The 26,845-nt window shown below is 70.7% G+C and carries 22 protein-coding genes and 1 tRNA gene; 5 read left to right on the forward strand and 18 right to left on the reverse strand.

Annotated elements, in window-relative coordinates; all coding sequences use genetic code 11:
* Positions 1-78: 78 nt before the first annotated feature.
* The 7 genes from IE263_RS15265 to pgsA all read right to left on the reverse strand — a co-directional run bounded on the left by IE263_RS15265 (position 79) and on the right by pgsA (position 6,011).
* The gene (locus IE263_RS15265) at positions 79-831 is read right to left on the reverse strand and encodes a YebC/PmpR family DNA-binding transcriptional regulator (RefSeq protein WP_189936573.1); all 753 of its coding nucleotides are present in this window, start codon (positions 829-831) and stop codon (positions 79-81) included.
* Between the two features lie 48 nt (positions 832-879).
* Complete coding sequence (gene pdxT, locus IE263_RS15270; protein ID WP_189936575.1) at positions 880-1,485, reverse strand: pyridoxal 5'-phosphate synthase glutaminase subunit PdxT; 606 nt, start codon at positions 1,483-1,485, stop codon at positions 880-882.
* A gap of 20 nt (positions 1,486-1,505) precedes the next feature.
* Positions 1,506-2,354, reverse strand: a complete 849-nt coding sequence (pdxS, locus tag IE263_RS15275) for a pyridoxal 5'-phosphate synthase lyase subunit PdxS (protein ID WP_229911008.1) — start codon at positions 2,352-2,354, stop codon at positions 1,506-1,508.
* Positions 2,355-2,522: 168 nt separating this feature from the next.
* Positions 2,523-3,083, reverse strand: a complete 561-nt coding sequence (locus IE263_RS15280; protein ID WP_189936579.1) for a LemA family protein — start codon at positions 3,081-3,083, stop codon at positions 2,523-2,525.
* A gap of 179 nt (positions 3,084-3,262) precedes the next feature.
* Positions 3,263-4,429, reverse strand: a complete 1,167-nt coding sequence (locus IE263_RS15285) for a glycosyltransferase family 4 protein (protein WP_189936581.1) — start codon at positions 4,427-4,429, stop codon at positions 3,263-3,265.
* Positions 4,426-5,343 (reverse strand): phosphatidylinositol mannoside acyltransferase, encoded by a 918-nt coding sequence (locus tag IE263_RS15290; protein WP_189936582.1) that lies wholly within the window; start codon positions 5,341-5,343, stop codon positions 4,426-4,428. The genes IE263_RS15285 and IE263_RS15290 overlap by 4 nt, the downstream gene beginning before the upstream one ends.
* The gene (gene pgsA, locus IE263_RS15295) at positions 5,340-6,011 is read right to left on the reverse strand and encodes a phosphatidylinositol phosphate synthase (RefSeq protein WP_189936584.1); all 672 of its coding nucleotides are present in this window, start codon (positions 6,009-6,011) and stop codon (positions 5,340-5,342) included. Before pgsA ends, IE263_RS15290 begins: the two co-directional genes overlap by 4 nt.
* Before the next feature lie 305 nt (positions 6,012-6,316).
* Here pgsA and IE263_RS15300 point away from each other — a divergent pair, with 305 nt between their 5' ends.
* Positions 6,317-8,512 (forward strand): elongation factor G-like protein EF-G2, encoded by a 2,196-nt coding sequence (locus IE263_RS15300; RefSeq protein WP_189936587.1) that lies wholly within the window; start codon positions 6,317-6,319, stop codon positions 8,510-8,512.
* A 187-nt stretch (positions 8,513-8,699) separates the two neighbouring features.
* On the forward strand, positions 8,700-10,361 hold the full coding sequence (locus tag IE263_RS15305) for an AbeC-like domain-containing protein (protein WP_189936589.1): 1,662 nt from the start codon (positions 8,700-8,702) through the stop codon (positions 10,359-10,361).
* Between the two features lie 144 nt (positions 10,362-10,505).
* Here IE263_RS15305 and IE263_RS15310 read toward each other — a convergent pair whose 3' ends face one another.
* A complete protein-coding gene (locus IE263_RS15310) occupies positions 10,506-11,066 on the reverse strand; it encodes an HIT family protein (protein ID WP_189936591.1) in 561 nt (186 codons plus the stop codon).
* Positions 11,067-11,133: 67 nt separating this feature from the next.
* Between IE263_RS15310 and IE263_RS15315 the strand changes: the two genes are divergently transcribed.
* Positions 11,134-11,802, forward strand: a complete 669-nt coding sequence (locus IE263_RS15315; protein WP_189936593.1) for a potassium channel family protein — start codon at positions 11,134-11,136, stop codon at positions 11,800-11,802.
* 58 nt (positions 11,803-11,860) lie between these two features.
* Here the strand turns inward: IE263_RS15315 and thrS are convergent, their stop codons facing one another.
* The 3 genes from thrS to IE263_RS15330 all read right to left on the reverse strand — a co-directional run bounded on the left by thrS (position 11,861) and on the right by IE263_RS15330 (position 15,742).
* The gene (gene thrS / locus IE263_RS15320) at positions 11,861-13,837 is read right to left on the reverse strand and encodes a threonine--tRNA ligase (RefSeq protein WP_189936595.1); all 1,977 of its coding nucleotides are present in this window, start codon (positions 13,835-13,837) and stop codon (positions 11,861-11,863) included.
* Positions 13,838-13,958: 121 nt separating this feature from the next.
* Positions 13,959-15,179: a hypothetical protein gene (locus tag IE263_RS15325; RefSeq protein WP_189936598.1), complete on the reverse strand. Its 1,221-nt coding sequence runs from the start codon at positions 15,177-15,179 to the stop codon at positions 13,959-13,961.
* Positions 15,176-15,742 carry a DUF4365 domain-containing protein gene (locus tag IE263_RS15330; protein ID WP_189936599.1) on the reverse strand — a complete coding sequence of 189 codons (567 nt, stop codon included), beginning with the start codon at positions 15,740-15,742 and terminating at the stop codon, positions 15,176-15,178. Before IE263_RS15330 ends, IE263_RS15325 begins: the two co-directional genes overlap by 4 nt.
* Positions 15,743-15,934: 192 nt before the next feature.
* Here IE263_RS15330 and IE263_RS15335 point away from each other — a divergent pair, with 192 nt between their 5' ends.
* Positions 15,935-16,660, forward strand: a complete 726-nt coding sequence (locus IE263_RS15335) for a 3'-5' exonuclease (RefSeq protein WP_189936601.1) — start codon at positions 15,935-15,937, stop codon at positions 16,658-16,660.
* Positions 16,661-16,699: 39 nt separating this feature from the next.
* Here the strand turns inward: IE263_RS15335 and IE263_RS15340 are convergent.
* Both IE263_RS15340 and IE263_RS15345 read right to left on the reverse strand, forming a co-directional pair.
* Positions 16,700-16,771: transfer RNA gene (locus tag IE263_RS15340), tRNA-Val, on the reverse strand.
* A gap of 39 nt (positions 16,772-16,810) precedes the next feature.
* Positions 16,811-17,257: an SRPBCC family protein gene (locus IE263_RS15345; protein WP_189936603.1), complete on the reverse strand. Its 447-nt coding sequence runs from the start codon at positions 17,255-17,257 to the stop codon at positions 16,811-16,813.
* A 94-nt stretch (positions 17,258-17,351) separates the two neighbouring features.
* Between IE263_RS15345 and IE263_RS15350 the strand changes: the two genes are divergently transcribed.
* On the forward strand, positions 17,352-19,688 hold the full coding sequence (locus tag IE263_RS15350) for an SCO7613 C-terminal domain-containing membrane protein (RefSeq protein ID WP_229910998.1): 2,337 nt from the start codon (positions 17,352-17,354) through the stop codon (positions 19,686-19,688).
* A 106-nt stretch (positions 19,689-19,794) separates the two neighbouring features.
* Here IE263_RS15350 and IE263_RS15355 read toward each other — a convergent pair whose 3' ends face one another.
* From IE263_RS15355 to IE263_RS15375, 5 genes are all read right to left on the reverse strand, one after another.
* Positions 19,795-22,530: an exo-rhamnogalacturonan lyase family protein gene (locus IE263_RS15355; protein WP_189936608.1), complete on the reverse strand. Its 2,736-nt coding sequence runs from the start codon at positions 22,528-22,530 to the stop codon at positions 19,795-19,797.
* A gap of 104 nt (positions 22,531-22,634) precedes the next feature.
* Positions 22,635-23,249, reverse strand: coding sequence for a hypothetical protein (locus IE263_RS15360; RefSeq protein WP_189936610.1), 615 nt, complete (start codon positions 23,247-23,249; stop codon positions 22,635-22,637).
* A 10-nt stretch (positions 23,250-23,259) separates the two neighbouring features.
* Positions 23,260-24,135 carry a carbohydrate ABC transporter permease gene (locus IE263_RS15365; protein WP_189936612.1) on the reverse strand — a complete coding sequence of 292 codons (876 nt, stop codon included), beginning with the start codon at positions 24,133-24,135 and terminating at the stop codon, positions 23,260-23,262.
* Positions 24,132-25,088: a carbohydrate ABC transporter permease gene (locus IE263_RS15370; RefSeq protein WP_189936614.1), complete on the reverse strand. Its 957-nt coding sequence runs from the start codon at positions 25,086-25,088 to the stop codon at positions 24,132-24,134. The genes IE263_RS15365 and IE263_RS15370 overlap by 4 nt, the downstream gene beginning before the upstream one ends.
* A gap of 14 nt (positions 25,089-25,102) precedes the next feature.
* Positions 25,103-26,392, reverse strand: coding sequence for an ABC transporter substrate-binding protein (locus IE263_RS15375; protein ID WP_189936616.1), 1,290 nt, complete (start codon positions 26,390-26,392; stop codon positions 25,103-25,105).
* Between the last annotated feature and the right edge of the window lie 453 nt (positions 26,393-26,845).

The raw sequence follows: 26,845 nt of genomic DNA on the forward strand, positions 1-26,845 counted from the left end.
CCAGGCTATCGGGTGCCACTGACAAAGCGACGGGCCGACGGGGGTGTCCCGTCGGCCCGTTCGAGCGTGAGCGTGGGCTCAGGCGTCGACCTTCTCCATCACTTCGTCGCTGACGTCGAAGTTGGCGAAGACGTTCTGCACGTCGTCGCTGTCCTCGAGCGCGTCGATCAGCTTGAAGATCTTCTTGGCGCCCTCCTCGTCCAGCTCGACCTGCATGGTCGGGACGAAGTTGGCCTCGGCGGAGTCGTAGTCGATGCCGGCGTCCTGCAGGGCCGTGCGGACCGCGACGAGGTCGGTGGCCTCGCTGAGCACCTCGAAGGACTCGCCGAGGTCGTTGACCTCCTCCGCACCGGCGTCCAGGACGGCACCGAGGACGTCGTCCTCGGTCAGCTCGCCCTTGGGGACGATCACGACGCCCTTGCGGTTGAAGAGGTACGACACGGAACCCGGGTCGGCCATGGAGCCGCCGTTGCGGGTCATGGCGACGCGGACGTCGGAGGCGGCGCGGTTGCGGTTGTCGGTGAGGCACTCGATGAGCACCGCGACACCGTTCGGACCGTAGCCCTCGTACATGATCGTCTCGTAGTCGGCACCGCCGGCCTCAAGACCACCGCCGCGCTTGATCGCGGAGTCGATGTTCTTGTTCGGGACCGACTGCTTCTTGGCCTTCTGAACGGCGTCGTAGAGCGTCGGGTTGCCGTCCAGGTCGACGCCGCCCATCCGCGCGGCGACCTCGATGTTCTTGATGAGCTTCGCGAAGAGCTTGCCGCGCTTGGCGTCGATCACGGCCTTCTTGTGCTTCGTCGTAGCCCATTTAGAGTGGCCGGACATCTGCCTGTCTCCTTCGCGTAACCATCCACATAACGAACGCCAGAGATCCTACAAGGACTCCGCCGCGCGGTTGGCGCGCACCATGTCGACGAACAGGGAGTGCACGCGGTGGTCGCCGGTCAGTTCCGGGTGGAACGACGTGGCGAGCGCGTTGCCCTGGCGGACCGCGACGATGTGACCGTCGTGCTCGGCGAGCACCTCGGCCTCGGCACCGACGGACTCGACCCACGGGGCGCGGATGAAGACGCCCTCCACGGGATCGCCCTCGACGCCCTTGACGCCGACCGCCGCCTCGAAGGACTCGTTCTGCCGACCGAAGGCGTTGCGGCGCACGATCATGTCGATGCCGCCGACGGTCTCCTGGCCCGAGCGCGGGTCGAGGATCTTGTCGGCGAGCATGATCATGCCCGCGCAGGTCCCGTAGACGGGCATGCCGGCCCGCACGCGCGCGCGGAGCGGCTCCATCACGCCGAAGAGGATGGCCAGCTTGGAGATGGTCGTGGACTCGCCGCCCGGGAGGACGAGGCCGTCGACCTCGGCGAGTTCCTCGGGGCGCCGCACCGGCCTGGCCACGGCGTCGGCCGCGGCCAGGGCGATGAGGTGCTCCCGTACGTCGCCCTGGAGGGCCAGGACGCCTATGACAGGAGTGTTCATGGGGTGACTACCAGCAGTCCTTACCAGCCGCGGTTGGCGTAGCGCTCGGTCTCCGGGAGGGTGTCGCAGTTGATGCCGACCATGGCCTCGCCGAGGTTCCGGGACGCGTCCGCGATGATCTTGGGGTCGTCGTAGAACGTGGTCGCCTTGACGATGGCGGCGGCGCGCTTGGCCGGGTCGCCCGACTTGAAGATGCCGGAGCCGACGAAGACGCCCTCGGCGCCGAGCTGGCGCATGAGCGCGGCGTCGGCCGGGGTGGCGACGCCACCGGCGGAGAACAGCACGACCGGGAGCTTGCCCAGCTCGGCGACCTCCTTGACCAGCTCGTACGGGGCGCGCAGCTCCTTGGCGGCGGCGTACAGCTCGTGGTTGTCGAAGCCGCGCAGCTTGGCGATCTCGTTCTTGATCTGGCGCAGGTGGCGGACGGCCTCGACGACGTTGCCGGTACCGGCCTCGCCCTTGGAGCGGATCATCGCGGCACCCTCGGCGATGCGGCGCAGGGCCTCGCCCAGGTTGGTGGCGCCACAGACGAACGGGGTGGTGAACGCCCACTTGTCGGAGTGGTTGACCTCGTCGGCCGGGGTGAGGACCTCGGACTCGTCGATGTAGTCGACGCCGAGGGACTGCAGGACCTGGGCCTCGACGAAGTGGCCGATGCGGGACTTGGCCATGACCGGGATGGAGACGGCGTTGATGATGCCCTCGATCATGTCCGGGTCGGACATGCGGGCCACGCCGCCGTCCTTGCGGATGTCGGCCGGGACCCGCTCCAGGGCCATGACGGCCACAGCGCCCGCGTCCTCGGCGATCTTCGCCTGCTCCGGCGTGACGACGTCCATGATCACGCCGCCCTTGAGCTGCTCGGCCATGCCACGCTTCACGCGCGCGGTGCCGGTCTCGGGAGCCTGGTTCTCGGTGATGGACACGGGTTGACCTCACTGAAGGGAAAGAGGGTTTTCTGCAAGCACCGAGGAAACGCGAGTGGACCAGTCCACTGCAAGGGCCAATGGGAAGGCGGTGGATCCTTTTCGCCCGCGCTACCCCGCGCGGTCGGCCAGCGCGGTCGGCGGCTCGTCGTCCATCTCGAAGGCCATCGGGAACGGAGCGTGTCCGGCCAGCCGGAACCAGCGCACCTTGCGGTGTTCGCGCAGTCTGCGGGCGGCGCCCACGGCGTCGTTGTGGAAACGGCGGGCCATGGGGACCCGGCGCACGGCCTCCGTCAGCTCGTGGGCCGCGGCCTCTCCCCCGGGCACCTCGCGGACGATCTCCAGTTGCTGCGCGTCCGCGAAGACCGCGCGCAGCGCCTGGCTGAGCTCGCTCTCGGCGACCTCCCGCTGCTCTTCCTCGGCCTGCCGGGCGGCGTGCGCGGCCTCGTACAGCACGATCGACGCGGCCGGGTCGAGCACCCCCGAGGTGGCCAGTTCCTGGGCCACGGACGCCCTGCGCAGCAGTTGCGCGTCCAGCGCGGCACGGGCGGCGTCGATGCGGGCGTGCAGCCGGTCCAGCCGTCCCGCCGTCCAGCTCAGGTACAGGCCGATCGCGACGAGGACGACGAGAACGACGAGGATCCAGATGAGGGTTGCGGTCACGGGCGGCAAGGCTACCGGTGCGCTGTTTCACGTCAGCCGGATGTCGTGCGGGGCGTCCGCGTCGCCGAGCCTGGGGGCTTGCCGCCCCCAGACCCCCGCTTCGGCCCTGAACGGGCCTCGTCCTCAAACGCCGGACGGGCTTCCTTGCCCTGACCGGCGCCATGAAGGCCCCGGAATCGACAGGAACTTCAGTCCCGCGCCAGCCCGAACCGCGCCATCAGTCCCGGCGATCCCTTGTCGTCCGCCGCCACCGCCGCCGCGCCCGCCGTCACCGTCTCGTACACCGACAGGATGTCCGCGCCGACGGTCGACCAGTCGAAGCGGCGTACATGGGCGCTGCCGCGTTCCCGCAGCTCGGCCCGGCGCGCGGGGTCCCCGAGGAGCCGTACCGCCGCCTCCGCCAGGGCGTCGGCGTCCTCGTTGGCGAAGAGTTCGCCCGCCGCTCCCTGATCCAGGACCTGAGCGAAGGCGTCCAGGTCGGAGGCGAGGACCGGGGCTCCGGCGGACATGGCCTCGACCAGGATGATGCCGAAGCTCTCGCCGCCGGTGTTGGGGGCGACGTACAGGTCGACGCTGCGCAGGAAGCGGGCCTTGTCCTCGTCGCTGACCATGCCGAGGAACTCCACGCGCGGGCGCAGCTCCTTCGGCAGGTTCTCGACGGCCTCCTTCTCGTCGCCGCGGCCGGCGACCAGCAGGCGCGCGTCCGGACGCTCGGCGAAGATCTTCGGCAGGGCCCGCATCAGCACGGGCAGGCCCTTGCGGGGCTCGTCGATGCGGCCGACGAAGCCGATCGTCTCGCCCTGCCACTCGGGCTTGGGCTCGGCCTGGGCGAAGAAGTCGACGTCGACACCGTTGGGGATGACCACCGCGTCCCCGCCGAGGTGCTCCACGAGGGTCCGGCGGGCGTACTCGCTGACCGCGATGCGCGCGCTGATCTTCTCCAGGGCGGCCTGGAGGATCGAGTACGCGGCGATCATGGCACGCGAGCGCGGGTTGGACGTGTGGAAGGTCGCCACGATCGGACCCTGCGCCGCCCAGCAGGCCAGCAGGCCGAGCGACGGTGACGTCGGTTCGTGGATGTGGATCACGTCGAACTTGCCGTCATGCAGCCAGCGGCGCACCCGCGCGGCGCTCAGGAAACCGAAGTTCAGCCGGGCCACCGAGCCGTTGTACGGCACCGGGACCGCGCGGCCCGCCGAGACGACGTACGGCGGGAGTGGGGTGTCGTCGTCGGCGGGGGCGAGGACGGACACCTCGTGGCCGAGCCGGATGAAGTACTCGGCGAGGTCGCGGATGTGGAACTGGACGCCGCCCGGCACGTCCCAGGAGTACGGGCACACGATGCCGATTCTCACGTCCGGTCCCCGTCCGACGGGCGGGGTTCCAGGTCCGCCAGCCAAAGCCGCTGCAGCATGTGCCAGTCCTCCGGGTGGTGGGCGATGCCTGTGGCGAAGGCGTCCGCCAGCGCCTGTGTCATGACAGACGTCTTCTCGGCCCGGGTACCTGTCCCGGGTACCTCGATCGGGGGATGGACGCGGCCCCGCATGACCGGCGAGTCGTCGTACCAGAGCGTGACGGGGAGCAGCAGCGCGCCGGTCTGCTGGGCGAGCAGGGCCGGTCCCGCGGGCATCCGGGCGGTGTCGCCGAAGAAGTCGACCTGGACGCCGGACGCGGACAGGTCGCGGTCGGCGACCAGGCAGACCAGGCCGCCGTCGCGCAGCCGCCGGGCCAGGGTGCCGAAGGCGGAGCCGCCGCTGTGCGGCAGGACCTCCATGCCGAGGCCCTCGCGGTAGGCGACGAAGCGGTCGTAGAGGCTCTCGGGCTTGAGGCGCTCGGCGACGGTGGTGAACGGGGTCCGCAGTTCGGTGGTGACCCAGGCGCCGGCCAGGTCCCAGTTGGCCAGGTGCGGCAGCGCGAGGACGACGCCCTGGCCGGCGGCGAGCCCGTCGGTCAGGTAGTGCAGGTCCTTCGCGTCGAAACCGTCCTTGATGCGCTCGGGGCTCCAGGCCGGCAGCCGGAAGGACTCCATCCAGTAGCGCAGGTAGGAGCGCATGCCCGCGCGCGAGAGCTCGGCCAGGCGCTCGGGGCTCGCGTCGGGCACCACGCGCGCGTAGTTGCTCTCGAGGCGCTGCACGCCCTTGCCGTGCTGCTTCCAGGCGAGGTCGGCGATGGTGCGGCCGAGGCGTACCGCCACGGGTTCGGGGAGCCTCTTGACGGTGCTCCAGCCGAGGCCGTACAGGGCGTCGGTCACCTGGTCCCGGGCGTTCACTTGGCCGCCTCACGCCCCTCGGTCTCCTGCGCGGCCCTTGCCTCGGCCTCCGCCGACTCGCGCCGGACGGTGACGACCCGCTGGATCAGCGTGACCAGGCTGCCGACGGCGACGATCCACAGGGCGACCGGCAGCAGGTACTGGATGCCGGGGACACCGAAGGTGTGCAGGCCGGCGAGCCCGGCCGCGACCAGCGAGACCACCAGCCGCTCGGCCCGCTCGACGAGCCCGTTGACGGCGACGGGCAGCCCGATCGACTCACCGCGCGCCTTGGTGTACGACACCACCTGGCCGCTGGCCAGGCAGAAGATCGAGACGGCGCACAGGACGTTGTCGTCGCCGCCGCCGGCGTACCAGAGGGCGAAGCCGCCGAAGATCGCGCTGTCGGCGACCCGGTCGAGCGTGGAGTCCAGGAAGGCGCCCCAGCGGCTGGAGCGGCCGAGCTGGCGGGCCATGTTGCCGTCGACGAGGTCGGAGAAGACGAACAGGGTGATCACGACCGTCCCCCAGAAGAACTCGCCCCTGGGGTAGAAGACCAACGCGCCCGCGACCACGCCGGCGGTGCCGATCAGCGTGACCATGTCGGGGCTCACGCCCCGGCGGATGAGAAACGCGGCGAACGGTGTGAGGACACGCGTGAAGAATGCACGCGCGTACTTGTTCAGCATGGCCTTCCCGACGGTCGGTGTGGCCGCGCGGCCCTGGTGGCCACCGGCTGGCCCATCGTAGCCACGCGCGCGCGTGTGCGACTGCCGGGCACCCGACCCCTGTGTCACGGCCTGACGGCTTCCGGGTCACGGCCCGGTCGCGCCCTGCCACCCACGGCTCCATGGCCTCGTCGCGTCCTTCGTATGGACGCACCGTGACGGGAGTGGAAAGCTCGAAGAACCGCGGGCGTCGCCGGAGCCGCCACCGCACGCGGAGCCGCCGTGTCCGCGCCCCCGATGACCTCACCGTGCACGGGAGGCAAGAAATGGGCGACAAGGCGAATGCACACCCCGGAGCCGCCGGCAGGGCTACGGCGGCCGACCACCCCGCGTCCGTACGGAATGTGGTGCTGGTCGGCCACAGCGGATCGGGCAAGACGACTCTGGTGGAGGCTCTCGCGCTGACCGCGGGAGCGGTGAACCGGGCGGGCCGCGTGGAGGACGGCGGCACCGTCTCCGACTACGACGAGATCGAGCACCGCCAGCAACGCTCGGTGCAGCTCTCCCTGGTGCCCGTCGACTGGGACGGCATCAAGATCAACCTTCTCGACACCCCCGGATACGCGGACTTCGTCGGGGAGCTCCGGGCCGGTCTGCGCGCGGCGGACGCGGCCCTCTTCGTCGTCTCGGCCTCGGACGGCGTGGACGGCTCGACGCGCATGGTGTGGGAGGAGTGCGCGGCCGTCGGCATGCCGCGCGCGATCGTCGTCACGCACCTGGAGGCCGCGCGCGCCGACTTCGAGGAGATGACCCGGGTCTGCGCGGAGGCCTTCGGCCGCGACGACCCCGACGCCGTGCTCCCGCTGTACCTGCCGCTGCACGGCCCGCAGGCACCGGACGGGCACGCGCCCGTGACCGGGCTGATCGGGCTGCTGTCGCAGAAGCTGTTCGACTACTCCACCGGGGAGCGCAAGGAGTCCGAGCCGGGCGAGGACCAGCTGCCGCTGATCGAGGAGGCCCGCAACCGGCTGATCGAGGGGATCATCGCCGAGAGCGAGGACGAGACCCTCATGGACCGCTACCTCGGCGGTGAGCAGATCGACGTCAAGACGCTGATCGAGGACCTGGAGCGGGCCGTGGCGCGCGGCACCTTCTTCCCCGTCCTGGCCGCCGCACCCGCGGCCGACGGCGCCCGGCAGGGCATCGGAACGGTCGAGCTGCTCGAACTGGTCACCCGGGGCTTCCCGACGCCCCTGGAGCGCGAGGCGCCCACCGTCACCACGGTCGACGGCAAGCCGCGCGAGCTGAAGCTGTGCGATCCGAACGGGCCGCTGGTCGCGGAGGTCGTGAAGACGTCCTCCGACCCCTACGTCGGCCGCGTCTCGCTCGTCCGCGTCTTCTCCGGCACCCTGCGCCCCGACGAGACCGTCCACGTCTCCGGGCACGGTCTGGAGGACCGCGGGCACGAGGACCACGACGTCGACGAACGCGTCGGCGCCCTCTCCGCGCCCTTCGGCAAACAGCAGCGCGCGCTGACGCACTGCATCGCGGGCGACCTCGCGTGTGTGGCGAAGCTGAACCGCGCGGAGACCGGCGACACCCTGTCCGCCAAGGACGATCCGCTTCTGATGGAGCCCTGGCAGATGCCCGACCCGCTGCTGCCCCTGGCCATCCAGGCGCACAGCAAGGCCGACGAGGACAAGCTCTCGCAGGGCCTGTCCCGGCTGGTCGCCGAGGACCCGACGATGCGGCTCGAACAGAACCAGCAGACCCACCAGGTGGTCCTGTGGTGCCTGGGCGAGGCGCACGCGGACGTCGCCCTGGAGCGTCTGCGCAGCCGCTACGGCGTCCAGGTCGACGTTGTCCCGCACAAGGTCTCCCTGCGGGAGACGTTCGCCGCCAAGTCCTCGGGACGCGGCCGGCACGTCAAGCAGTCCGGCGGGCACGGCCAGTACGCCATCTGCGAGATCGAGGTGGAGCCGCTGCCGGGCGGTTCGGGCATCGAGTTCGTGGACAAGGTCGTCGGCGGCGCGGTGCCGCGCCAGTTCATCCCGTCCGTCGAGAAGGGCGTACGGGCGCAGGCGGCCAAGGGCGTCGCGGCCGGGCATCCGCTGGTGGACGTGCGGATCACGCTCCTCGACGGCAAGGCGCACTCGGTGGACTCCTCGGACGCCGCGTTCCAGACGGCCGGCGCGCTGGCGCTGCGGGAGGCCGCGGCCGACGCGAAGATCCATCTGCTGGAGCCGGTGGCCGAGGTGACCGTGCTGGTCGGCGACGAGTACGTGGGCGCCGTGATGAGCGACCTGTCGGGTCGGCGCGGCCGGGTGCTCGGCACCGAGCAGGCGGGCGGCGGACGCACACTCGTACGGGCCGAGGTGCCCGAGATCGAGATCGGCCGGTACGCGATCGACCTGCGTTCCCTCTCGCACGGCACGGCCCGTTTCCACCGCGTCTACGCCCGGCACGAGCCGATGCCGGTTCAGGTCGCCGAGCGGATCCGTCAACAGGAGCAGGACGGATAGGGGTTGAGACAGGGCCGCTCTCAAGTGGCCCGTGTGGAACGTGTTCCTCCGATTCGGCGGGCGGCTTCGGCCGTCCGCCGACGGATGTCGGTGCCTGCGGATACGCTGATGACCTGATCAACAGGTGTGCGGAGTACGGAAGTCGGGAAGGCCGCAGAAGCGAGAGCGGCTGCGATCGGGGGCGGGAATGACCGTTGACAGCGGTTACGCGGACATCTTCGGACCACAGGTGCCGCAGACGGGCGACGGAGGGCAGACGGCGACCTTCGCGCTGGCCTCGGCGGCCTATCGGGACAACCCCGTCGAGGACATCAAGAAGGCCGACAACGAGTGGCACCAGTCGACGGTCAACACCGGCCGCAGCTGGGCGAAGATCTTCCGGCCCAACCTCGGCGAGGCGTTCTCCCAGGCGGTGATCGACCGCATGCTGGGCGTCGGCCGCAAGCCGCTCATCCAGTCGTTCGGCACCGAGCCGCAGGTGATAGTCGAGCACTGCCTGGCGGCGAACCGCATCCGCCGCGAGCGCGACAAGAAGCTCACCGGCGTCATGGTCCTGTGCGGCCTGCTCTTCCTCCCCGGGCTCCTGGTCTGGCTGCTGGTCTTCCAACTCCGGGCCACCATGGCGAAGCAGGCCGACAAGCGGGTCTCCGGGCTGGCCACCGGCCTGCTCGTCGCGGTCGGCGCCCTCGCCGTGATCTTCCTCCTCCGCATGCCCTTCGGTGGCTTGTGGGGGTGGTACGCGCGCGGTGCGGTGATCGCCCCCGTGGTCGGCTGGTTCCTCGCCAAGCGGATCTGCGAGAACACCGCGAAGGACCTCCGCGAGCGCTGGGACAGCCTGCTCTCCGGCAGCAGCGTCGGCGCCAAGGTCCCCGAGGCGGTGCCGACCAGCCCCAACCAGACCGCCGCGGAGCAGCTGCGCCAGTCCCTGGCCCGCCTCAGCGCGGAGCAGCGGTCCAACTCCGTCTTCTACGCCGGCCCCAAGGGCATCCTCGGCATGGGCACCCGCTGGGGCGCCTGGCACCTCGCGGAGGAACTGGTCCCGACCGACCCCAACAAGGGCGTCCACGAGTTCCGCAGCTGGACGGTGATACGGGCCATCCACGACCAGCTGACCGTGCTCAACCGGCAGAGCCTGAAGACCGGCGGCTTCCCGCCCCCGACCGTACGGCACTGGATCGTCACGCCCGTCGGCGAGAACGCCACGGCGGTCGCCAGGCCCGAGGGCACGGACGTGGAGGCGTACCAGGTCAAGCCGAAGGCGATCGAGCAGATCTGCGACCAGCAGCAGTTCGGCGGCGGCGACCGGCACTACCTCGGGGTGCAGTGGCCGCTCTGGGACGGCCAGTTGATCATCACCATGCTGATCACCGTGACCGTGCTCCACGAGACGCTGCGCATCGAGGTCACCGGACACGCGCTCGGTCCCGTGAACGGCCTGTTCACCAGCAAGCCCGAGGCCCCCAGCAAGGAGGTCGCCAAGACCGTCCGCTTCTGGGAGACCCGGACGATCAAACTTCCGCTGGTCACCGCCGACGAGGTGGTACGCCTTGCCGCACGCGCCACGATCAGCTGGTACCCGCCGCTGCTGAAGTGGCTCGGCGGTTCCATCGGCCTGCCGGAGCCGTTCGGTCTGCGGCACGCCTGGGCCGACCAGCCGTGGCGGCACCGCTTCATGGCCGACGACGCCCTGCGCGCTGCCGCACCGGTGCTGCGGGTGGTGCACACGGCCGCGCTGCGGGTCCTCAAGGAGCACGACGTGGACGTCGAGAAGTTCAGCTCCCGGTCGTCGGTGCTGAGCGGGGCGATCCAGGATCTGTCACCCCGGAAGGCCGACACCTACGACGCGTGAGCCCCGGACGGTGGGGCGGGTTGTGTACGCGTGGTCGGGATGACCGCTGTCCTGGGGGCTACCGCCCCCGGGCCCCCGCTTCGGCCCTCAACGGACCTCGTCCTCGATCGCCGGACGGGCTGATCTTGCCGACCCCGGCGGTCATCAGGCCGCCGGCCAAGCCTCCGCCAGCATCTTCCGCGTATCCGCCAGCAACTGCGGCAGCACGCGCGTGTGGCCGACCACCGGCATGAAGTTCGTGTCCCCGCCCCACCGCGGCACGATGTGCTGGTGCAGGTGGGCGGCGATACCCGCGCCCGCCACGGATCCCTGGTTCATGCCGATGTTGAAGCCCTGCGCGCCGGACGCGGTGCGCAGGGCGGTCATCGCCTGCTTGGTCAGCTCGGCGAGCTCCGCGGTCTCCGGCCCGGTCAGGTCGGTGTAGTCGGCGACGTGCCGGTAGGGCACGGTCATCAGGTGGCCGCCGTTGTACGGGTACAGGTTCAGCACGGCGTACACGTGCTCACCGCGCCGGACGATCAGCCCGTCCTCGTCGGACTTCGCCGGGATCGAGCAGAAGGGGCAGCCGTCTTCGGCCCCCGGGCCGGTCGGCTTGTTCTCGCCCTGGATGTAGGCCATCCGGTGGGGCGTCCACAGGCGCTGGAACGCGTCCTGCGTCCCCACTCCGATCTGCTGCTCCGGCTCACTCGTCATGCAAGGCAGCATATGGCTTCGCCCGATCGCGGCGTGTCGGCGGGGTTACGGGAAAAGCGCCTCGGGCCAAGCTGAGCCGATGACCGAAGACAGCCGCCTGCTGCGCTGGGAGCAGCGCACCGAGATGCCCCTCGCCCTGGCCTCGCTCGCCTTCCTCGCCGGGTACGCCGTCCACGTCCTCGCCCCGGGCCTCCCGGACGGATGGCGGAGCCTGTGCCGTGCGGTGACGCTGTCCGCGTGGGCGCTGTTCGTCGTGGACTACGGGGTGCGCTGGCGGCTCAGCGGACAGCGCCTGGGCTTCGTACGCAGGCACTGGCTGGACACCCTGTTCGTGCTGCTGCCCCTGCTGCGCCCGCTCCGGGTCGTGCGGCTCTACGAGGCCGTGCTGCGCCGGCACGGGGAGCCCCGTCTGTCGCTGTACGCGCGCGTGATCGTGTACGCGGGGGTGTCGACGCTGCTGCTCGGCTTCGCGGGCGCGCTCGCCGTCTACGACCAGGAACGCGGAGCGCCGGGCGCCGACATGCGCACCTTCGGGGACGCGGTCTGGTGGGCCTGCTCGACCCTCACCACCGTCGGCTACGGCGACGTCGTCCCGGTCACCCCGCTCGGCCGGACCATCGCGGTGGGCATGATGGCGTGCGGGCTGGCCCTGCTGGGCGCGGTCACCGGGTCGTTCTCGTCGTGGCTGATCCAGGTGTTCTCGCGGGAGGACACCTACCGGAACGAGGACGGGCCCCCGGGGAAGTGACTCCCGAAGGCCCGTCGACAGCGGCCTCGGACCTGCGCGGTCTCAGACCTGCGCGGCCTCAGACCTGCGCCCGCTCCTCGACCACCTTCGCGATCTTCGCGATGGCCTCGTCGAACGGGATGCCGTTCTCCTGCGAGCCGTCGCGGTAGCGGAAGGACACCGAACCGTTGGACATGTCCTCGTCGCCCGCGATGACCATGAAGGGCACCTTCTGCTTCTGGGCGTTGCGGATCTTCTTCTGCATCCGGTCGGAGGAGGAGTCGACCTCGACCCGCAGCCCCTGCTTCTTGGCGGCCGCGGCGAACTTCTCCAGGTACTCCACGTGCCCGTCGCCGATCGGGATGCCGATCGCCTGCACCGGCGCCAGCCACGCCGGGAAGGCGCCCGCGTAGTGCTCCAGGAGCACCGCGAAGAAGCGCTCGATCGAGCCGAACAGGGCCCGGTGGATCATGACCGGACGCTGCTTGGAGCCGTCCGCGGAGGTGTACTCCAGGTCGAAGCGCTCCGGCAGGTTGAAGTCGAGCTGGATGGTCGACATCTGCCACGTGCGGCCGATGGCGTCCTTGGCCTGGACGGAGATCTTCGGGCCGTAGAAGGCGGCGCCACCCGGGTCCGGAACCAGCGGGAGACCCTGCTTCTCGGCGACCTTGCGCAGCGTCTCGGTCGCCTCCTCCCAGGCCTCGTCGGAGCCGACGAACTTCTCCGGGTCCTTGGTGGACAGCTCCAGGTAGAAGTCCTCCAGGCCGTAGTCGCGCAGCAGTTCCAGCACGAAGGTGAGCAGCTTGTCGAGCTCCTCGGACATCTGCTCACGCGTGCAGTAGATGTGCGCGTCGTCCTGGGTGAAGCCGCGGGCGCGGGTCAGGCCGTGCACGACGCCCGACTTCTCGTACCGGTACACGGTCCCGAACTCGAAGAGGCGCAGCGGCAGTTCACGGTACGAGCGACCGCGCGCGTCGAAGATCAGGTTGTGCATCGGGCAGTTCATGGGCTTGAGGTAGTAGTCCACGCCCTCGTCGAGCTGCATGGGCGGGTACATGCCCTCGGCGTACCAGTCGAGGTGGCCCGACGTCTCGAAGAGCTTCCCCTTCGTGGCGTGCGGGGTGTAGACGAACTCGTAGTCCGCCTCCTCGTGGCGGCGCCGCGAGTAGTCCTCCATCACCCGGCGGATGATGCCGCCCTTGGGGTGGAACACCGCGAGGCCGGAGCCGATCTGCTCCGGAATGGAGAACAGGTCCAGCTCGGAGCCCAGCTTGCGGTGGTCGCGCTTCTCGGCCTCGGCGAGGAAGTCGAGGTACGCCTTCAGCTCGTCCTTCGACGGCCAGGCGGTGCCGTAGATGCGCTGGAGCATCGGGTTCTTCTCGCTGCCGCGCCAGTAGGCGGCCGCGTTGCGCATCAGCTTGAACGCCGGGATGAGGCGGGTGGAGGGCAGGTGGGGACCGCGGCAGAGGTCCTTCCAGCACAGCTCGCCGGTCTTGGCGTCCAGGTTGTCGTAGATCGTCAGCTCACCGGCGCCGACCTCGACGTCCGCGCCGTCGTCGGAGGAGGCCGAGCCCTTGAGGCCGATCAGCTCCAGCTTGTAGGGCTCGTTCGCGAGCTCCTCACGGGCCGCCTCGTCGGTCACCACGCGGCGGGCGAACTTCTGCCCCCGCTTCTGGATCTCCTGCATCTTCTTCTCGACGGCCTTGAGATCCTCGGGCGTGAACGGCTTCTCGACGTCGAAGTCGTAGTAGAAGCCGTCCTTGACGGGCGGGCCGATGCCCAGCTTGGCCTCGGGGAAGAGCTCCTGCACGGCCTGCGCCATGACGTGCGCGGTGGAGTGGCGCAGGATGTTGAGGCCGTCCTCGGAGGAGATCTCGACGCCCTCGACGGTCTCGCCGTCCTGGAGCTCGTAGGTGAGGTCCTTGAGCTCACCGCCCACGCGTGCGGCGATGATCGAGCGCTCGCCGGCGAAGAGGTCGGCGGCCGTGGTGCCCGTCGTCACCGTGCGCTCTTCCCGCTCGGAATCGCGTTGGATGATCACACGGACGTCTGACACCGGTCTCTCCTGACTGCAGGTGGGGTGCGGCGCCATACCGGGAGCGCGCGCAATACCGGATCGTACCGACCCCGGCACCCCGACCGCGAAACGGATGGCCTCCGCCCCGGCCTCCCCCGGCTCAGTCCTCTCCGCCGCAGGCCTCCTCGAAGAAGTCCAGATGCTCCTGGAGCGACTTCATCAGCCGGTCCCGCTCGGCGTCGTCCACCTGCACGGGTACGACCCCGGAGGCGCCGGTGAGCCGACGGAAGCCGCCCCGGCTCTCCAGCCGCCCCTGCACCCGCACCGGCAGTCCGACCAGGTGGGCCTGCCCGGCGATGCGGTAGTCCTCCTCGTCGAGGGTGAGCCGGACGTGCGGGATCTCGGCGCCGGCGAGCACCCGCAGCCGTACGCTGCCCTCGCCACGCGGCCCCGACCTGCGCATCCGCACCACCGTGCCGGTGATCCGCACGGGCACGGAGGGCTCCTCACGGAGATAGCGGGCGCCGGCCTCGCGCAGCACGGCCAGGTCGCCCGGCGAGAACTCCACGGGCTCGGCCGTGGCCGCGCAGTCCTCGGGGACCCCCGCCGCGGGCGCCCACTCGACGGCGATGCGCGCCCCCTCCGTACCGCGCACGAGGGCGATCAGCGCGTCGGTCAGCTCGCGGCTGGCACCGGCCTCGACCGCCCCGTCGAAGGCGTCCATGCCGCCGGTGGCCCGCTGGTAGTCGATGGCCTCGCGGACGGCGTAGAGGGCCTGGTGGAGGCGTACGGCGAGGGGACGTCCCGCCTCGACCGGCACGAAGGCGGTCAGTCGGCGCCCCCCGGCCGCGGTGCCGACGAGGACACTCTCCAGCATCACGCCGGCCGTACGGCGGTGCCGGGCGCCGTAGTAACCGGCCCGCGCACGTGTGGCGAGGGCGCCGGCGAGGAGCATCTGCCGGGCGGCGCCGCGCAGCTGTTCCTCGACGGCCCAGGAGGCGGTGTCGGCGGGCCCGGCCGGTGTGTCCCGCCACCAGCGGATCTCGTCGCTGGGGACGGCCAGGCCCACGAGCACCTCGCGGGCGGCGGGTGTCTGGCTGCGGGCGAGGGCCTGGAGCGCCTCGCCGAGCAGGTCGTCGCTGTCGGGGAAGGCGCGGGTCTCGGGAACGAGCAGGCTGGTTCCGCTGCCGCCCGGTCCGGGCGGGGTCCAGCGGCCGTAGCGTCCGACGGCGCCGCCGCGTCGCTGCCAGCCGTGCCGGCGCAGGAGGGCGCCGAGGACGGCCGGGTCGACCTCGGCGGGCTCGGGGGGACGGTTCCAGGCGGCCTCGACGGGGTGCGGTCGTACCGGCCGCAGAGGTTCGTCGAGCGGACGGTGCGTCATGGTCTGCCTCCCGTCCCGACCCGCGTCATGATCTCGCACAGCGCCCGGTCGTCGAAGATGCGTGTGGTCGGTATCCGCACGGTGGTCCGGGTCCGGCCGGTGATCGGGTGGCCGGCGAGGTTGACCCAGTAGCAGCAGTGCCGCAGGTCGAGCCGGTCGTGGCCGGCGCGCAGCCACTGGTCCTGGGACCGGGGGACGATCATCACGACGAGGATCTTGTGCACCGAGACCGGGGTGCGGGCGAGCTTGCGCAAGTGGTCGTTGTCGAGCGTGAAGGAGAAGGACCGGCCCGGTGGGTTGGGCGGGATCTGGTATGTGGCCTTCAGCTGCACCTTGATGGTCACCTCGTCGTCGACGGTGTGCCCCGGGGCGCTGTGACTGACGTGCCAGTCGATGCCGTTGTCGGGAAAGGGCTGGGACAGCGAACAGCCCGCGGCCGCAGCGACCGCGTGGAGGTAACCCACCTGCAGTGTCTCCATGCAGGCGGTGGTGGCGAGTGTGCCGCGATGGGGGCCCGCATGCTCGGGCAGCAGCCCGCCCCGCTCGGGCTGCGCTATCGCCATGACCAACAGCCTTCCAAGCAAAGAGGATCCCCGCACCGGGGGCCGATCGAAATTCCGCGTCGAGCCCCTGAACTGCAAAGACCCGTACTCCTGTTGTGTCCTCCCGGCGTACGGCGCAAACAGCCCGGGTATCACCAAACGGGCAGAAGACGGGGCGTCAGCTGCCGTGGGTGAACGAGGGGTTGTGTTGGTATGGCGTGCTGGTACGAGGGCCCTTTGGCGGCGTTCGACACGGAGACGACAGGAGTGGACGTCGAGACCGACCGGATCGTGTCGGCCGCGCTCGTCGTCCAGGACGCGCCGGGCACCCGGCCGCGGGTGAGCCGCTGGCTGGTGAACCCGGGCGTGCCGGTGCCCGAGGCGGCGACGGCGGTGCACGGGCTGACGGAGGATCACCTGCACCGCAACGGCCGCTGGCCGGCGCCGGTGATGTACGAGATAGCCGAGCTGCTCGCCGAACAGGCGGCCGCGGGACGGCCGTTGGTGGTGATGAACGCGCCGTTCGACCTGACGCTGCTCGACCGCGAGCTGCGCCGGCACCGCGCCTCCTCACTGGGCCACTGGCTGGAGCCGGCGCCGCTGCGGGTGCTGGATCCCCGGGTGCTGGACAAGCACCTGGACCGCTACCGCAAGGGCCGGCGCACGCTCACCGACCTGTGCGCGCACTACGGCGTCCAGCTGGCCGACGCGCACGACGCCGCAGCGGACGCGGTGGCCGCGCTGGAGGTCGTCCGGGCGCTGGGCCGGCGGTTCGCGGCGCGGCTGGAGCGGCTGTCCCCCGCGGAACTGCACGCGCTGCAGACGTCCTGGCACGCGGCGCAGGCGCGCGGACTGCAGGCGTGGTTCGCGCGCAGCGGCTCACCGGAGACGGTGGACACGTCGTGGCCCCTGCGTCCGGCGCTGTCCGCGGCGGCATGAAGAAGGCCGGTCCGCGTGGTGCGGACCGGCCTTTCCCGGTGGGCGATACTGGGTTCGAACCAGTGACCTCTTCGGTGTGAACGAAGCGCTCTCCCACTGAGCTAATCGCCCGGGAACGCACTGAACAATACAGGTCCCCGCGGGTTTCCTTCAAACCGCTTGCAGGTACGCCGCCAGCCCGCGCCGCCCGGCGCGCATCATCAGCCAGTGGTTGACGCGGAAGAACGGCCGACCCGGCACGGCGAACCACCTGAGCAGCGGCTTGTTCACGTCGACGACCTGGTCGTAGCGGGCGAGGCTGCCGGGGCCGCCGGCGGTGACCGTCCAGCGCGCCCAGCCCTCGACGTCCCCGGACACCGCGATCTCCAGCACCCCGGCCGCCGGATCGCGCCGCGTCTCACGCACGGTGAAGGTCAGGGCGTACGGCAGGAGCGAGCGGACCGTGATGACGCCGGTGGTGTCGCCGAGCCGGGTCACCTCGCGGACCTGGGGCCACCAGCGGGGATAGTCCTCCGGCCGCTCCAGGGCCGCGTAGACGGTCGCGGGTGGCGCGGGCAGCGGCCACAGGCTGCGGAAGCGGTAGTGCGTCCAGTCCATGGGCCGAGTGTGCCGGTACCCGGGCCGGAATCTGAGTAGGGACTGAGTAGCCGTGCTCATGCCGTACGACGTGACGCCGACCACACTCCGATCCATGACGCACATTCCCTCCCCGGCCGAGGAGCTGCGGCTCATCGACACCGAGCTGTGGCAACTGGACGCCCGCCGCGCCCAGTTGCTCACGCGCCGGGCCTGGCTGATCGCCGCGCTCCAGCGGGAGCAGCAGCCGACGCCGGCGCCCCGCGCCGAACCGCGCCCGGAGGCGACCGCCCCGCGCGTCCAGAACGTCCTTCTGCTGCTCGGCGGGGTCCTGCTCACCATCGCGGCGATCGCGTTCACGCTGGTCAGCTGGGGTCACCTGGGGATCGCCGGGCGGGCCCTGGTGCTCGGCACGGTCACCCTGGCCGTGCTCGCCGCGCCGGTGCCCCTGCTGAAGCGTGGGCTGCGCTCCACGGCGGAGTCGGTGGCCGGCCTGGGACTCGTGCTGACGGTCCTGGACTCCTACGCGCTGCACGAGGCGGCCCTCACCGGCACCGACGGCACGGGCTACGCCGCGGTCGCGTCGGCGGTGCTGGCGGGGCTCTGGGCGGGGTACGCCCGTGGACTCGGGGCGCTGCGCCTGCCCCTGCCCGCCGCGCTGGTCGCCGCTCAACTCCCTCTGCCCCTCGGGGCGTTCGCGGCCGGCGCGGACCCGTACGCCGTCACCGCGGCGCTGCTGATGACATCCGGCCTCGACGCGGTGATCGCGCTCCGGGCGACCGCCCGTTCCGTGCGCGTCACCACCGCGGTCGGCGCATACGGCCTGGGCGGCTGGGGCGTACTGGCGGCCGGCTGGCTGTCCTGGACGGCCTCCGGTCCGAGCGCCGCCGCCCGTGCGGCGGCGCTCCTCACCCTCGCGGCGGCCATCGCGCTCGGCGCCGCCCGGCGGCTGCCGCAGCCGGCCGTCGCGCGGGGCACGGCGTCGGCCGGCGGTCTGCTGCTGGTGGCGGCGGGCGGCGGCCTGCTGCGGACGGCGCTGCCCGGCGGCTGGACGGTCCCCGCCCATCTGCTCTGCGGCATCGCGCTGCTTGCGGCGGTACGAGGCCGGCTCCCCGAGCCGGTGCGCCGCGGCCTCGTCCAGGCTTCCGCCGCGGTGCAGGCGCTGGCGGTGCTGTGGGCCGTACCGCTGGTCCTGGTCACGCTGCTGGGCCCGCTCGGCTGGATCGAGCGGCCTTGGTCGGGCGTGCCCTCGGACGCCCGCGCCGCGGTGACCGTCCACACGCCCTGGCCGCCGTACCCGGGCCAGGCGCTCCTCGTCCTGGTGACGGTCGCGGCCGTGCTCGCGCTGGCCGTCCGGAACGAGATCTGGCGCCCGCGGGCGCTGACCGGCGCGCTGGGCCTGGCCTGGGCGGCCTGCGTGGCCGTTCCGGCGGTGCTGGAACTCCCCTACGTGCTCACGCTGTTGCTCCTGGGTGCTGTGACAGCGGCGGCGGTCTTCCTGCCCACGCCGTGGACCGCCACCGCGTTCGGACTGGCCACCTCCCTCAACCTCTGCTTCCTCTCCCTCGCCTCGCAGAGCGCGACCTTGACCGTGCTCTCGGCCCTGACCGCTCTGTTCGTGACCGTGTCGGGGCGGCCGCGCCTCACCCCGGTCATGGCCCCGGCCGCGCTGCTCCACGCCACCGCGCTGGCCTGCGCGACGGGCGCGGCGGCGGACTGGCAGCCCGCACACACGGCGCTGCTGGTCCTCGTGGTCCCCCTGGCCGCGGCCCTGCTCGCCGCCCGGTTCGGGGAGTCCCCGGCGACCGTGCCGGTGGAGGTGACGGGCGCGGTCGCCGGACTCCTCGCCGTGGGTCTCGCGCTCACCGACCTCCCGATGCTGGCCCTGGTGCTGTCCTCGGCCGGAGTGATCGCCGCGGGCACGGCGGCCCGCCCCGACCGCCGCCCTGTCGGATACGCGGCCGCCGCCCTGTTCCTCCTGGCCACCTGGGTCAGGCTCGCCGCCTGGGACGTCACCACACCGGAGGCGTACACGCTCCCCGTGAGCGTCCCGGCGCTGCTCGTCGGCGCCTGGCGCCGGCACCGCGAGCCGCGGACCTCGTCCTGGACGGCCTACGGTCCCGGCCTCGCCGCCACGCTGCTGCCGAGCCTCGCCGCCGCCTGGGGCGACCCGCAGTGGACGCGCCCGCTGCTGCTGGGCGCGGCGGCCTTGCTGGTCACGCTGCTCGGCGCCCGGCACCGCCTCCAGGCCCCGCTGGTCCTCGGCGGCACGGCGCTGGTCCTGGACGCGCTGCACGAGCTGGCCCCCTACCTGGTCCAGGCGGCCGACGCGCTCCCCCGCTGGGTACCTCCCGCGCTCGCCGGACTCCTGCTGCTCACCGTCGGGGCGACGTACGAGCGGCGGATCCGGGACGTCCGGCGGGTGCGGGAGGTCCTGGGGAAGCTGAACTGAAGCGCCCCGAAAGGAGCGCGGGGCTGTATCACTGTGCGGCTCCGCCGCGGGGGCGCGGCCGGCCACAGCCGGCCCGCAGTTCCCCCACGGCCTCACCCGCGGAGCGTCAGGGCATCCTGTCGCCGAGGAGCGCCAGGTTCTCGATGGCGGCGAGGCCGTACAGCGCGGTGTCGTTGGTGGACACCCAGGTGGCCTCGCTGCCCGGTACCAGGGTGGCGGGGCCGCTCAGTGCCTCCGTCTTCCAGGGTGCGGACTCCTTGTAGCCGTCGGAGTTGTAGAACTTCTCCCACGCCCGCCGGGCCAGCTTCTCGTCCCCGGTCTGCACGGCCGCGTAGGCGTCGAGGCGCGAGTGGCCCTGGAAGAGCAGCAGGCTGCCGAAGTTGGAGCCGTAACGGGCCGCCTGTTCGGCCTTGGTGGCGTTGAAGTAACGGCAGTAGTCGAAGTAGGCCTCGTTGAACTTCGGCATGTCGACGAGGTGGATGAGCTCGGCGCACAGCTCGTTGAGGCCGAAGACCGCGGAGAGGTGGGAGACACCGACGACCGGTTTGTCCGCGATGGCGAACCGGCCCGTGTCGAGGTCGTACAGGCCGGTGCCCTGCACGAAGCCGTTGGGCTGGGCGGCGATCGTCTCCATGGTCGACAGGACGCGGGCCTTGGCCTTCTCCCACTTCGGGCCCTTGCGCTCCCACTCCGTGAGCCACGCCGACACCAGTCCGCTCCAGTCGGTGCCGAAGCCGATCGACAGGGCGTGCCGGTCGGGCGTGTACGGCTCGGTGCGGATCTTGCGGATGGGGTCGAGGACGAGGAAGGTCTCGTCGGAGTCGACGTTGGCGTGCATGAGGTCGCCGACGCGTTCGTCCGCGGTGAGGAAGTAGTAGTAGCGGCGGTACGTGGTGTTGGCGATGCGCTGCTGCTTGGCGCTGTCGGCGTAGTGCTGGACGCCGTGCCGGGTGCCCAGGCCCGCCCACTGGCCGAGGTGGTAGACGTCGACCTCGCCGGTGTGCCGGGTCATCGCCTCCGCGAAGCGGAAGATGTCGGCGCGGCCGCTGCGCAGGTAGGCGAACCAGAGCCAGAGGTCCGGCGACAGCTCGGAGTTGTCCCAGGCGTAGCCGCCGATGTCGTACCGCCACTGGTGCCGGACGGTGTCGTAGGTGTGCATGATGTCGCCGTAGTCCCAGAAGCCGTACCAACGGCGCTGCTCCACCTGGTCCTTGTAGTAGGTGAAGAGGAAGTCGAGGTGGTCCTCGATCTTGGCCTTGGCGGGGGTGGAGCGGTCGGGCTCGGAGTACAGGCCGGGACCGAAGACCTTGGCCTTGATGAGCTGCTTGGGCGGGGCGGCGAGCTGGGGAAGGACCCGTACGGCCTCGACCTGTTCGGCGAGTTTCTCGGGGCTCGGGGTGGACTCGTTGGCCCAGAAGAGCAGTTCGGAGGTACGGGCGATCCCGTAGGGGGTGCCGAAGCCCGGCTCGTAGTCCTCGTAGGTGATGTTGAGGCCCTCGAGCTGCTCGGGGTAGGTGTCCTGGCCCATGCCGTCGTGGTAGAAGCGCAGGTCCATGGGCTGCGCTTCGGGCGACCAGAGCCAGAGGGTGACCTCGGCCTCGTCGGTGTGGGCGTCGCGGATGTCGAGCTGGGAGGGGTGACTCTCCCAGAAGTCCCTGAGGCCGAAGGAGAATCCGCCGCTCACCCCGCCGACGTAGCCGAAGCCGGAGGCCCGCTTGCCGCCGCCGGCGCCGATCCAGCCGTAGCCCTTCTTGGTGCGCTTGCGCAGGGTGAAGCCGTCGGCGGAGAGCTGGGAGAGGGTGTAGTCGCCCCACTCGGGGATGTACTGCAGCCTCGTCGTCACCCGCTGGTCCCAGGTGGCCGGGTCGGGCAGCTTCTTCCCCTCGTACTGGGCCGCCTGGACGGCCGCGCCCGGGTCGCGGCGCAGGCCCGTGATGCCCTTGACGGCCTCGCGCAGCAGGCCGGTGCCCTCGCCGCCGATGCGGATGTGGCGGTCGTAGGACTCGTCGCGCATCGGCACGCTGAAGCGGACGCCGAGGCCGCGGATGAAGTCGCCGCTCGCCTTGCCGGGCTCCTGCTTCCCGTCGTAGGTGATGGTGTGGACCATGCGGAAGGAGTCGGCGCCCGCGTAGAAGTACAGGCGGATGGAGAACGGCAGCCAGCTGCGGCTTCCCTTGCGGTGCTTGCCGTCGATCCGGACGACCGCGCGGACCGGCCCCTCCTGTTCGACGGTGACGCCATCGATGGCACCCTCGAAGCGCTCGGTCTTGACCGTGCCCTGGTCCTCGTCCTCGATCTCGGGCTGCCGGATCAGGACCAGGCGGCCGTTCTTGGCGATCTCGGTGGACCCGCGGGTGACGGACTTGATGATCGTGGCGCCGGACTTGCCGATCTTCGCGGTGATGGCGCCGGTGGAGACGTCGATGGTGCCGCCGCTCTTGTCGACGGTGACCTTCTTCGCGGGGGCGGCCGGGGTGCCGGTGGTGAGGGTGAGCCTGCCGCTGCCGGAGCTCACGGCGTGGGCGGTCCACTTCAGCGACCCGTCCGGCCAGTAGGCGATCGGCCAGGACTGCACGGGGACGGCCTTGCCGTCGGCGTCCGTCAGCGCGAAGGTCTGGTCCTCCTGGTAGGTGCCCATCGGCCAGGGCACGCCGAGGGTGGAGCCGGGGGCGGCGCCGAGGCCGCCCTCCTCCAGCCAGTCCAGGGTCACCGGATCCGCGTCCGTGGCCTCGGCTCTCGGTGCGGCCTCGGCGTCCTTGGCCCCTAGCGTCCAGCTGAACTGGGCGGCGGCTCCGGCGACGGCCGCCGCCTTGAGGAGGGACCTGCGGGGGATGGGAGACATGAGATGCAGCCTTTCCTTCCGTGCGGGATGCAGGGGGTGGTCAGGGGCATGACAGAGAGAGGTGCGGTGCCCGGGGCACCTACCTGGAGAAAGGGCACCGCCCGTCAGCGGTGCCGGTAGCGCTCCTCGACGGCGACGGCCGCCGCCGCCACGGCCCCCAGGACGGGGACCGCAAGCGGCGCGATGAACATGGCGGACAGGGCGACGACGCCCAGCCCGCAGACGACCAGGAAGGACCCGGCCGGATCGAGCACGGTCCGCCGCCCGGCGTCCGCGAGCAACGCCCGCCAGGAGGCACCGGGCGACCATTCGGCCGCCGCCCGCAGCAGCGCCACGGCAAGCCCGATCAGCGCGAAGATGCCGACGGCCCCGACGAACGGACCACCGGGAATCCCGGCCCGCGCGGCCAGGACGTCCACCCAGACCGCGGCGGCCGCGGCCCAGCCGGCGAGCCCGACGATCCACCCGCCCCGCACGGCCGCCCGGAACTCCTGGGCGAACTCCCGCCAGCCACCGCCCTCGTGGGCCGTACGACGCCGCAGATGCCGGGCGCCGGCGGCGAAGGCCGCGGGGTAGGTGACGACCCCGAGACAGGCCACGGCGATCCACACGCCGGTGAGCAGACACTCGGCGAAGACCGCGAAGCGCTCGCCGAACACGGACTCCTTGCGCCGGGACTCCTTGCGCGGGGCGCGGGCCTTCACGCGTGTTTCGGCCATGGTGACCGCCTCAGCCCTTCAGTCCGGAGGTCGCCATACCGTCGATGAGGTAGCGCTGGAAGGCCATGAAGAAGGCGATGACCGGCACCAGCGCCACCAGTGACATGGCGATCATGCTGCCGTAGTTGGAGATGCCCTCCTGGTCGCGGAACATCATCAGGCCGAGCGAAACGGTGTACTTCTCGGGGGTGTTGAGGTAGATCAACGGTCCCATGAAGTCGTTCCACGCGTTGATGAAGGTGAAGATCGCGCTGGTGATGATGGCGGGGCGGCTCAGCGGCAGCACGATCGACCAGTAGGTGCGCAGATGCCCGCAGCCGTCGAGCTTGGCGGCCTCGTCCAGTTCCTTGGGCAGCCCGCGCATGAACTGCACCATCAGGAACACGAAGAAGGCTTCCGTGGCCAGGAACTTGCCCGCGACGAGCGGCACCAGGGTGTCGGTGAGCTCGAGGTTGCGGAAGAGCACGTACTGCGGGATGAGCAGCACGTGGTACGGGAGCAGCAGCGTGCCGATCATCAGCGTGAAGAGCAGGTTCCGACCGGCGAACCGGATCTTGGCGAAGGCGTACGCGGTCAGCGAGCTCGACACCACGACACCGACGACGGCGAGGACCGCGTACATCAGCGAGTTCCAGAAGAAGCTGCCGATGGAGATGCCGGAGATGCCGTCGGCGAGCCCGGAGACGTTCGCCCAGACCGGCTTGGTGGGCAGCAGGTCGAGACTGGCGATGATGTCCTTGCTCGGCTTGAACGAGGCGCCCACCACCCAGATCACGGGATACAGGACGACCGCGAGGATGACGAGCGCGCCCACGTGCCAGGCGATCGATCCGGTGCGCCGCCGTTCGTTCGCGGTGCGCAGGGCAGGGCTGGTGGCACTGGTCACTTGGCGGCCTCCTCGTAGTGCACCCACTTCTTCTGCGACCAGAACAGAACCGCCGTGACGAGCGCCACCGCGATCACCAGCGTCCAGGCCATCGCGGAGGCGAAGCCCATCTGGGCCTCCTTGAAGCCCTTCTGGTAGAGGTAACAGGTGTAGACGAGGGTGGCGTCGGCGGGTCCGCAGGACGTGTTCGAGACGACGTATGCGGATCCGAAGACCTGGAACGCGTGGATGGACTCCAGCAGGACGTTGAAGAACAGCACGGGCGAGATCATCGGCAGGGTAACGTTCCAGAACCTGCGCAGCGGCCCCGCGCCGTCCATCTCCGCCGCCTCGTACAGCTCCTGCGGCACCTGCTTGAGGCCGGCCAGGAAGATGACCATCGGCGCCCCGAACTGCCAGACACTCAAGGCGACCAGGGCATAGATGACGTAGTCCGGGTTGCCGATCCAGCCCCCGACGTCGAGCCCGAAGATCTTCTGCGTACGGTCCACGATCGCGTCGTCGGAGAACAGCGCCCGCCACACGAAGCCGATGGAGACGCTGGCGCCGATGAGCGAGGGCATGTAGAACGCGGCCCGGTACAGGCCCTGGCCGCGCCGCTTCTGCGCGAGCAGCAGCGCGACACCGAGGGCGAGCAGCAGTTTCAGCGGTGTGGCCACGACGACGTACTTCAGCGTGACCTCGACCGACTTCTGCCAGCGCGGGTCCTGGAACATGGTCGTGAAGTTCTCGAAGCCGACCCACTGCGGCGGCGTGAAGAGGTTGTAGCGGGTGAACGCGTAGTACAGCGACGCGACCATCGGCCCCGCCGTGAGCAGCAGGAACCCCGCGATCCACGGCGACATGAAGAGATAGCCGGCGAGGTTCTCGCGGCGCCGCCCGCGCCGCCCGGCGGCAGGAGCGGCGGACCGCTTCTTCGCCGGGCGCGCGGGCGCTTCCTTGACGAGCGTCATGGTGGTACGTCCCCTCAGCCCGCGAACGCGGCCTTCGCCTCGCTGAACAGCGCCTTGGCGGCGTCGGCCGGCTTGGTCTTGCCCTGGGAGACCTCGCCACCGATCCGCAGGAACGCCGCCTCGATGACATCGGCGCCCGACGGGTGTGGCGTGATCTTCCCGAGCACGCCGGCCTTGGCGACCTCTTCCTCATACGCCTTGACGCCCTTGTTGTTGGCGTCGGTGGGCGTGAACGCGTCGTACTGCTCGGTCGTGGCGAGGATGCCGCGGTCGTAGCCCATGATCTTGCCGACCTCGGGGTCGTGGACCATGAAGGAGATGAACTGGGCGACTTCCTTGGGGTGCTTGGTCCCTGAGAAGGCGCTCAGCATCAGGGAGCCGAGGTACTGGCCGGTGTCCTTGCCGTTCATGGTGGGGATCGGCGCGAGTCCGTAGTCCGACTCGCCCTCACCCTCGTAGCGGATGGAGAAGTTGTCCCAGGTGAACTCGGACGCCGCGAGCCCGGCCGACAGACCCGACTTGGGTTGGACCTGCTCGATCTTCTTCGGGTCGGCGACCAGCCCGGACTTCACGCGCTTGTATCCGTCCTCCCACCACTGCGTCAGATCGTCCTCTGTGAAGCCGAGATCGGAGTCGGTGAAGAAGGCCTTGCCGTTCTGACGCAGATACAGGTCGTACAGGTACATGATGCCGTGGTAGCCGGTGTCACCGGCGATCTTCAGCTTGTCCTGGATCGTCTGCAGCGCGTCGAAGTACTCGTCCCAGGTCCAGCCCATCTTCGCCTCGACGCCGGCCTTCTTGAAGGCCTTGAGGTCGATGACGAGCGCCATGGTGTTGGCGCCGACGGGGATGCCGAGCTGCTTGCCGTCGACCTGACCGTTCGCCAGAACGCCGTTGCGGAAGTTCTCCAGGCTCAGATTCCCCGCGTCCGCCTGCGCCTTGAGATCCAGAAGAATGCCGCGCTTGTCGTACTTACGCAGGAAACCGACCGCATTCTGGAAAACGTCCGGCGGATTCCCGCCGGAGGCCTGGGTCTGGAACTTCTCCCAGAACGCGGCGTAGTCGGTGAATTCGGGCTTGATCTTGATCTTCGGGTACTTCTTCTCGAAGAGCGCGATCGTCTTCTTGATGGCGATGGTGCGCGGCTCGCCGCCCCACCACGCGTAACGGATCGTCACCGTCCCGTCGGAGGAGGCACCTCCGCCGCCCCCGCAGCCCGTGGTCGCGGCCAGGCCCAGCGTAGCCGCCGTGGCCCCCGCCGCCTTCAGGATCGTTCGCCTCTCAACATTCCTGCTGGTTCCCACCGTCGGCCTCCCCGCAGCGTCGTTGCCGCTTGCATGAATCGTTTCAAGAAAGCGCTTGCTGGCACAAGGTACGAGGGGGCTGAGGGAGCGTCAATGATTCGGACAGGAATTTCTTGTGGGGCGGCTGGGCGCGGACGAGCGGGCGCGAGGGTGGGGGGATGCCGCCGACGGGACGAAGGCGCAGGTGGGGAGCGGTTGTTCGACCCCTCGGACCGCGGTGAGGGTTCACACGGTCACGACGGGCGGCTGAAATCCGCCTGAGGGATGGCGGGTTGGTGGGTAACAGGGTGTCCGGGAGGGCGCCCTTGAAAGGGTTCGTGCGGCGGGGCGGAGGCCGACGGAGCCGGCTGTCAGCGGTGACCGTCGGGCCTCGCGGGGGCGGCAGGTCCCGTCGGGGGCTCTGCCGGCATCAGGGTTCCGCTGCCGTCGGGGGTTCTGCCGCCATCGGGGGTT

Source organism: Streptomyces aurantiogriseus (assembly GCF_014649375.1).
Taxonomy (GTDB): Bacteria; Actinomycetota; Actinomycetes; order Streptomycetales; family Streptomycetaceae; genus Streptomyces; species Streptomyces aurantiogriseus.

Bases quoted from the DNA above. Each gene is read 5' to 3' on its own strand.
- IE263_RS15265 (WP_189936573.1), bottom strand. From the start codon at position 831: ATGTCCGGCCACTCTAAATGGGCTACGACGAAGCACAAGAAGGCCGTG.
- pdxT (WP_189936575.1), bottom strand. From the start codon at position 1,485: ATGAACACTCCTGTCATAGGCGTCCTGGCCCTCCAGGGCGACGTACGG.
- pdxS (WP_229911008.1), bottom strand. From the start codon at position 2,354: ATGGCCGAGCAGCTCAAGGGCGGCGTGATCATGGACGTCGTCACGCCG.
- pgsA (WP_189936584.1), bottom strand. From the start codon at position 6,011: ATGCTGAACAAGTACGCGCGTGCATTCTTCACGCGTGTCCTCACACCG.
- IE263_RS15300 (WP_189936587.1), top strand. From the start codon at position 6,317: ATGGGCGACAAGGCGAATGCACACCCCGGAGCCGCCGGCAGGGCTACG.
- IE263_RS15305 (WP_189936589.1), top strand. From the start codon at position 8,700: ATGACCGTTGACAGCGGTTACGCGGACATCTTCGGACCACAGGTGCCG.
- IE263_RS15310 (WP_189936591.1), bottom strand. From the start codon at position 11,066: ATGCTGCCTTGCATGACGAGTGAGCCGGAGCAGCAGATCGGAGTGGGG.
- IE263_RS15315 (WP_189936593.1), top strand. From the start codon at position 11,134: ATGACCGAAGACAGCCGCCTGCTGCGCTGGGAGCAGCGCACCGAGATG.
- IE263_RS15325 (WP_189936598.1), bottom strand. From the start codon at position 15,179: ATGACGCACCGTCCGCTCGACGAACCTCTGCGGCCGGTACGACCGCAC.
- IE263_RS15330 (WP_189936599.1), bottom strand. From the start codon at position 15,742: ATGGCGATAGCGCAGCCCGAGCGGGGCGGGCTGCTGCCCGAGCATGCG.
- IE263_RS15335 (WP_189936601.1), top strand. From the start codon at position 15,935: ATGGCGTGCTGGTACGAGGGCCCTTTGGCGGCGTTCGACACGGAGACG.
- IE263_RS15345 (WP_189936603.1), bottom strand. From the start codon at position 17,257: ATGGACTGGACGCACTACCGCTTCCGCAGCCTGTGGCCGCTGCCCGCG.
- IE263_RS15350 (WP_229910998.1), top strand. From the start codon at position 17,352: ATGACGCACATTCCCTCCCCGGCCGAGGAGCTGCGGCTCATCGACACC.
- IE263_RS15355 (WP_189936608.1), bottom strand. From the start codon at position 22,530: ATGTCTCCCATCCCCCGCAGGTCCCTCCTCAAGGCGGCGGCCGTCGCC.
- IE263_RS15360 (WP_189936610.1), bottom strand. From the start codon at position 23,249: ATGGCCGAAACACGCGTGAAGGCCCGCGCCCCGCGCAAGGAGTCCCGG.
- IE263_RS15370 (WP_189936614.1), bottom strand. From the start codon at position 25,088: ATGACGCTCGTCAAGGAAGCGCCCGCGCGCCCGGCGAAGAAGCGGTCC.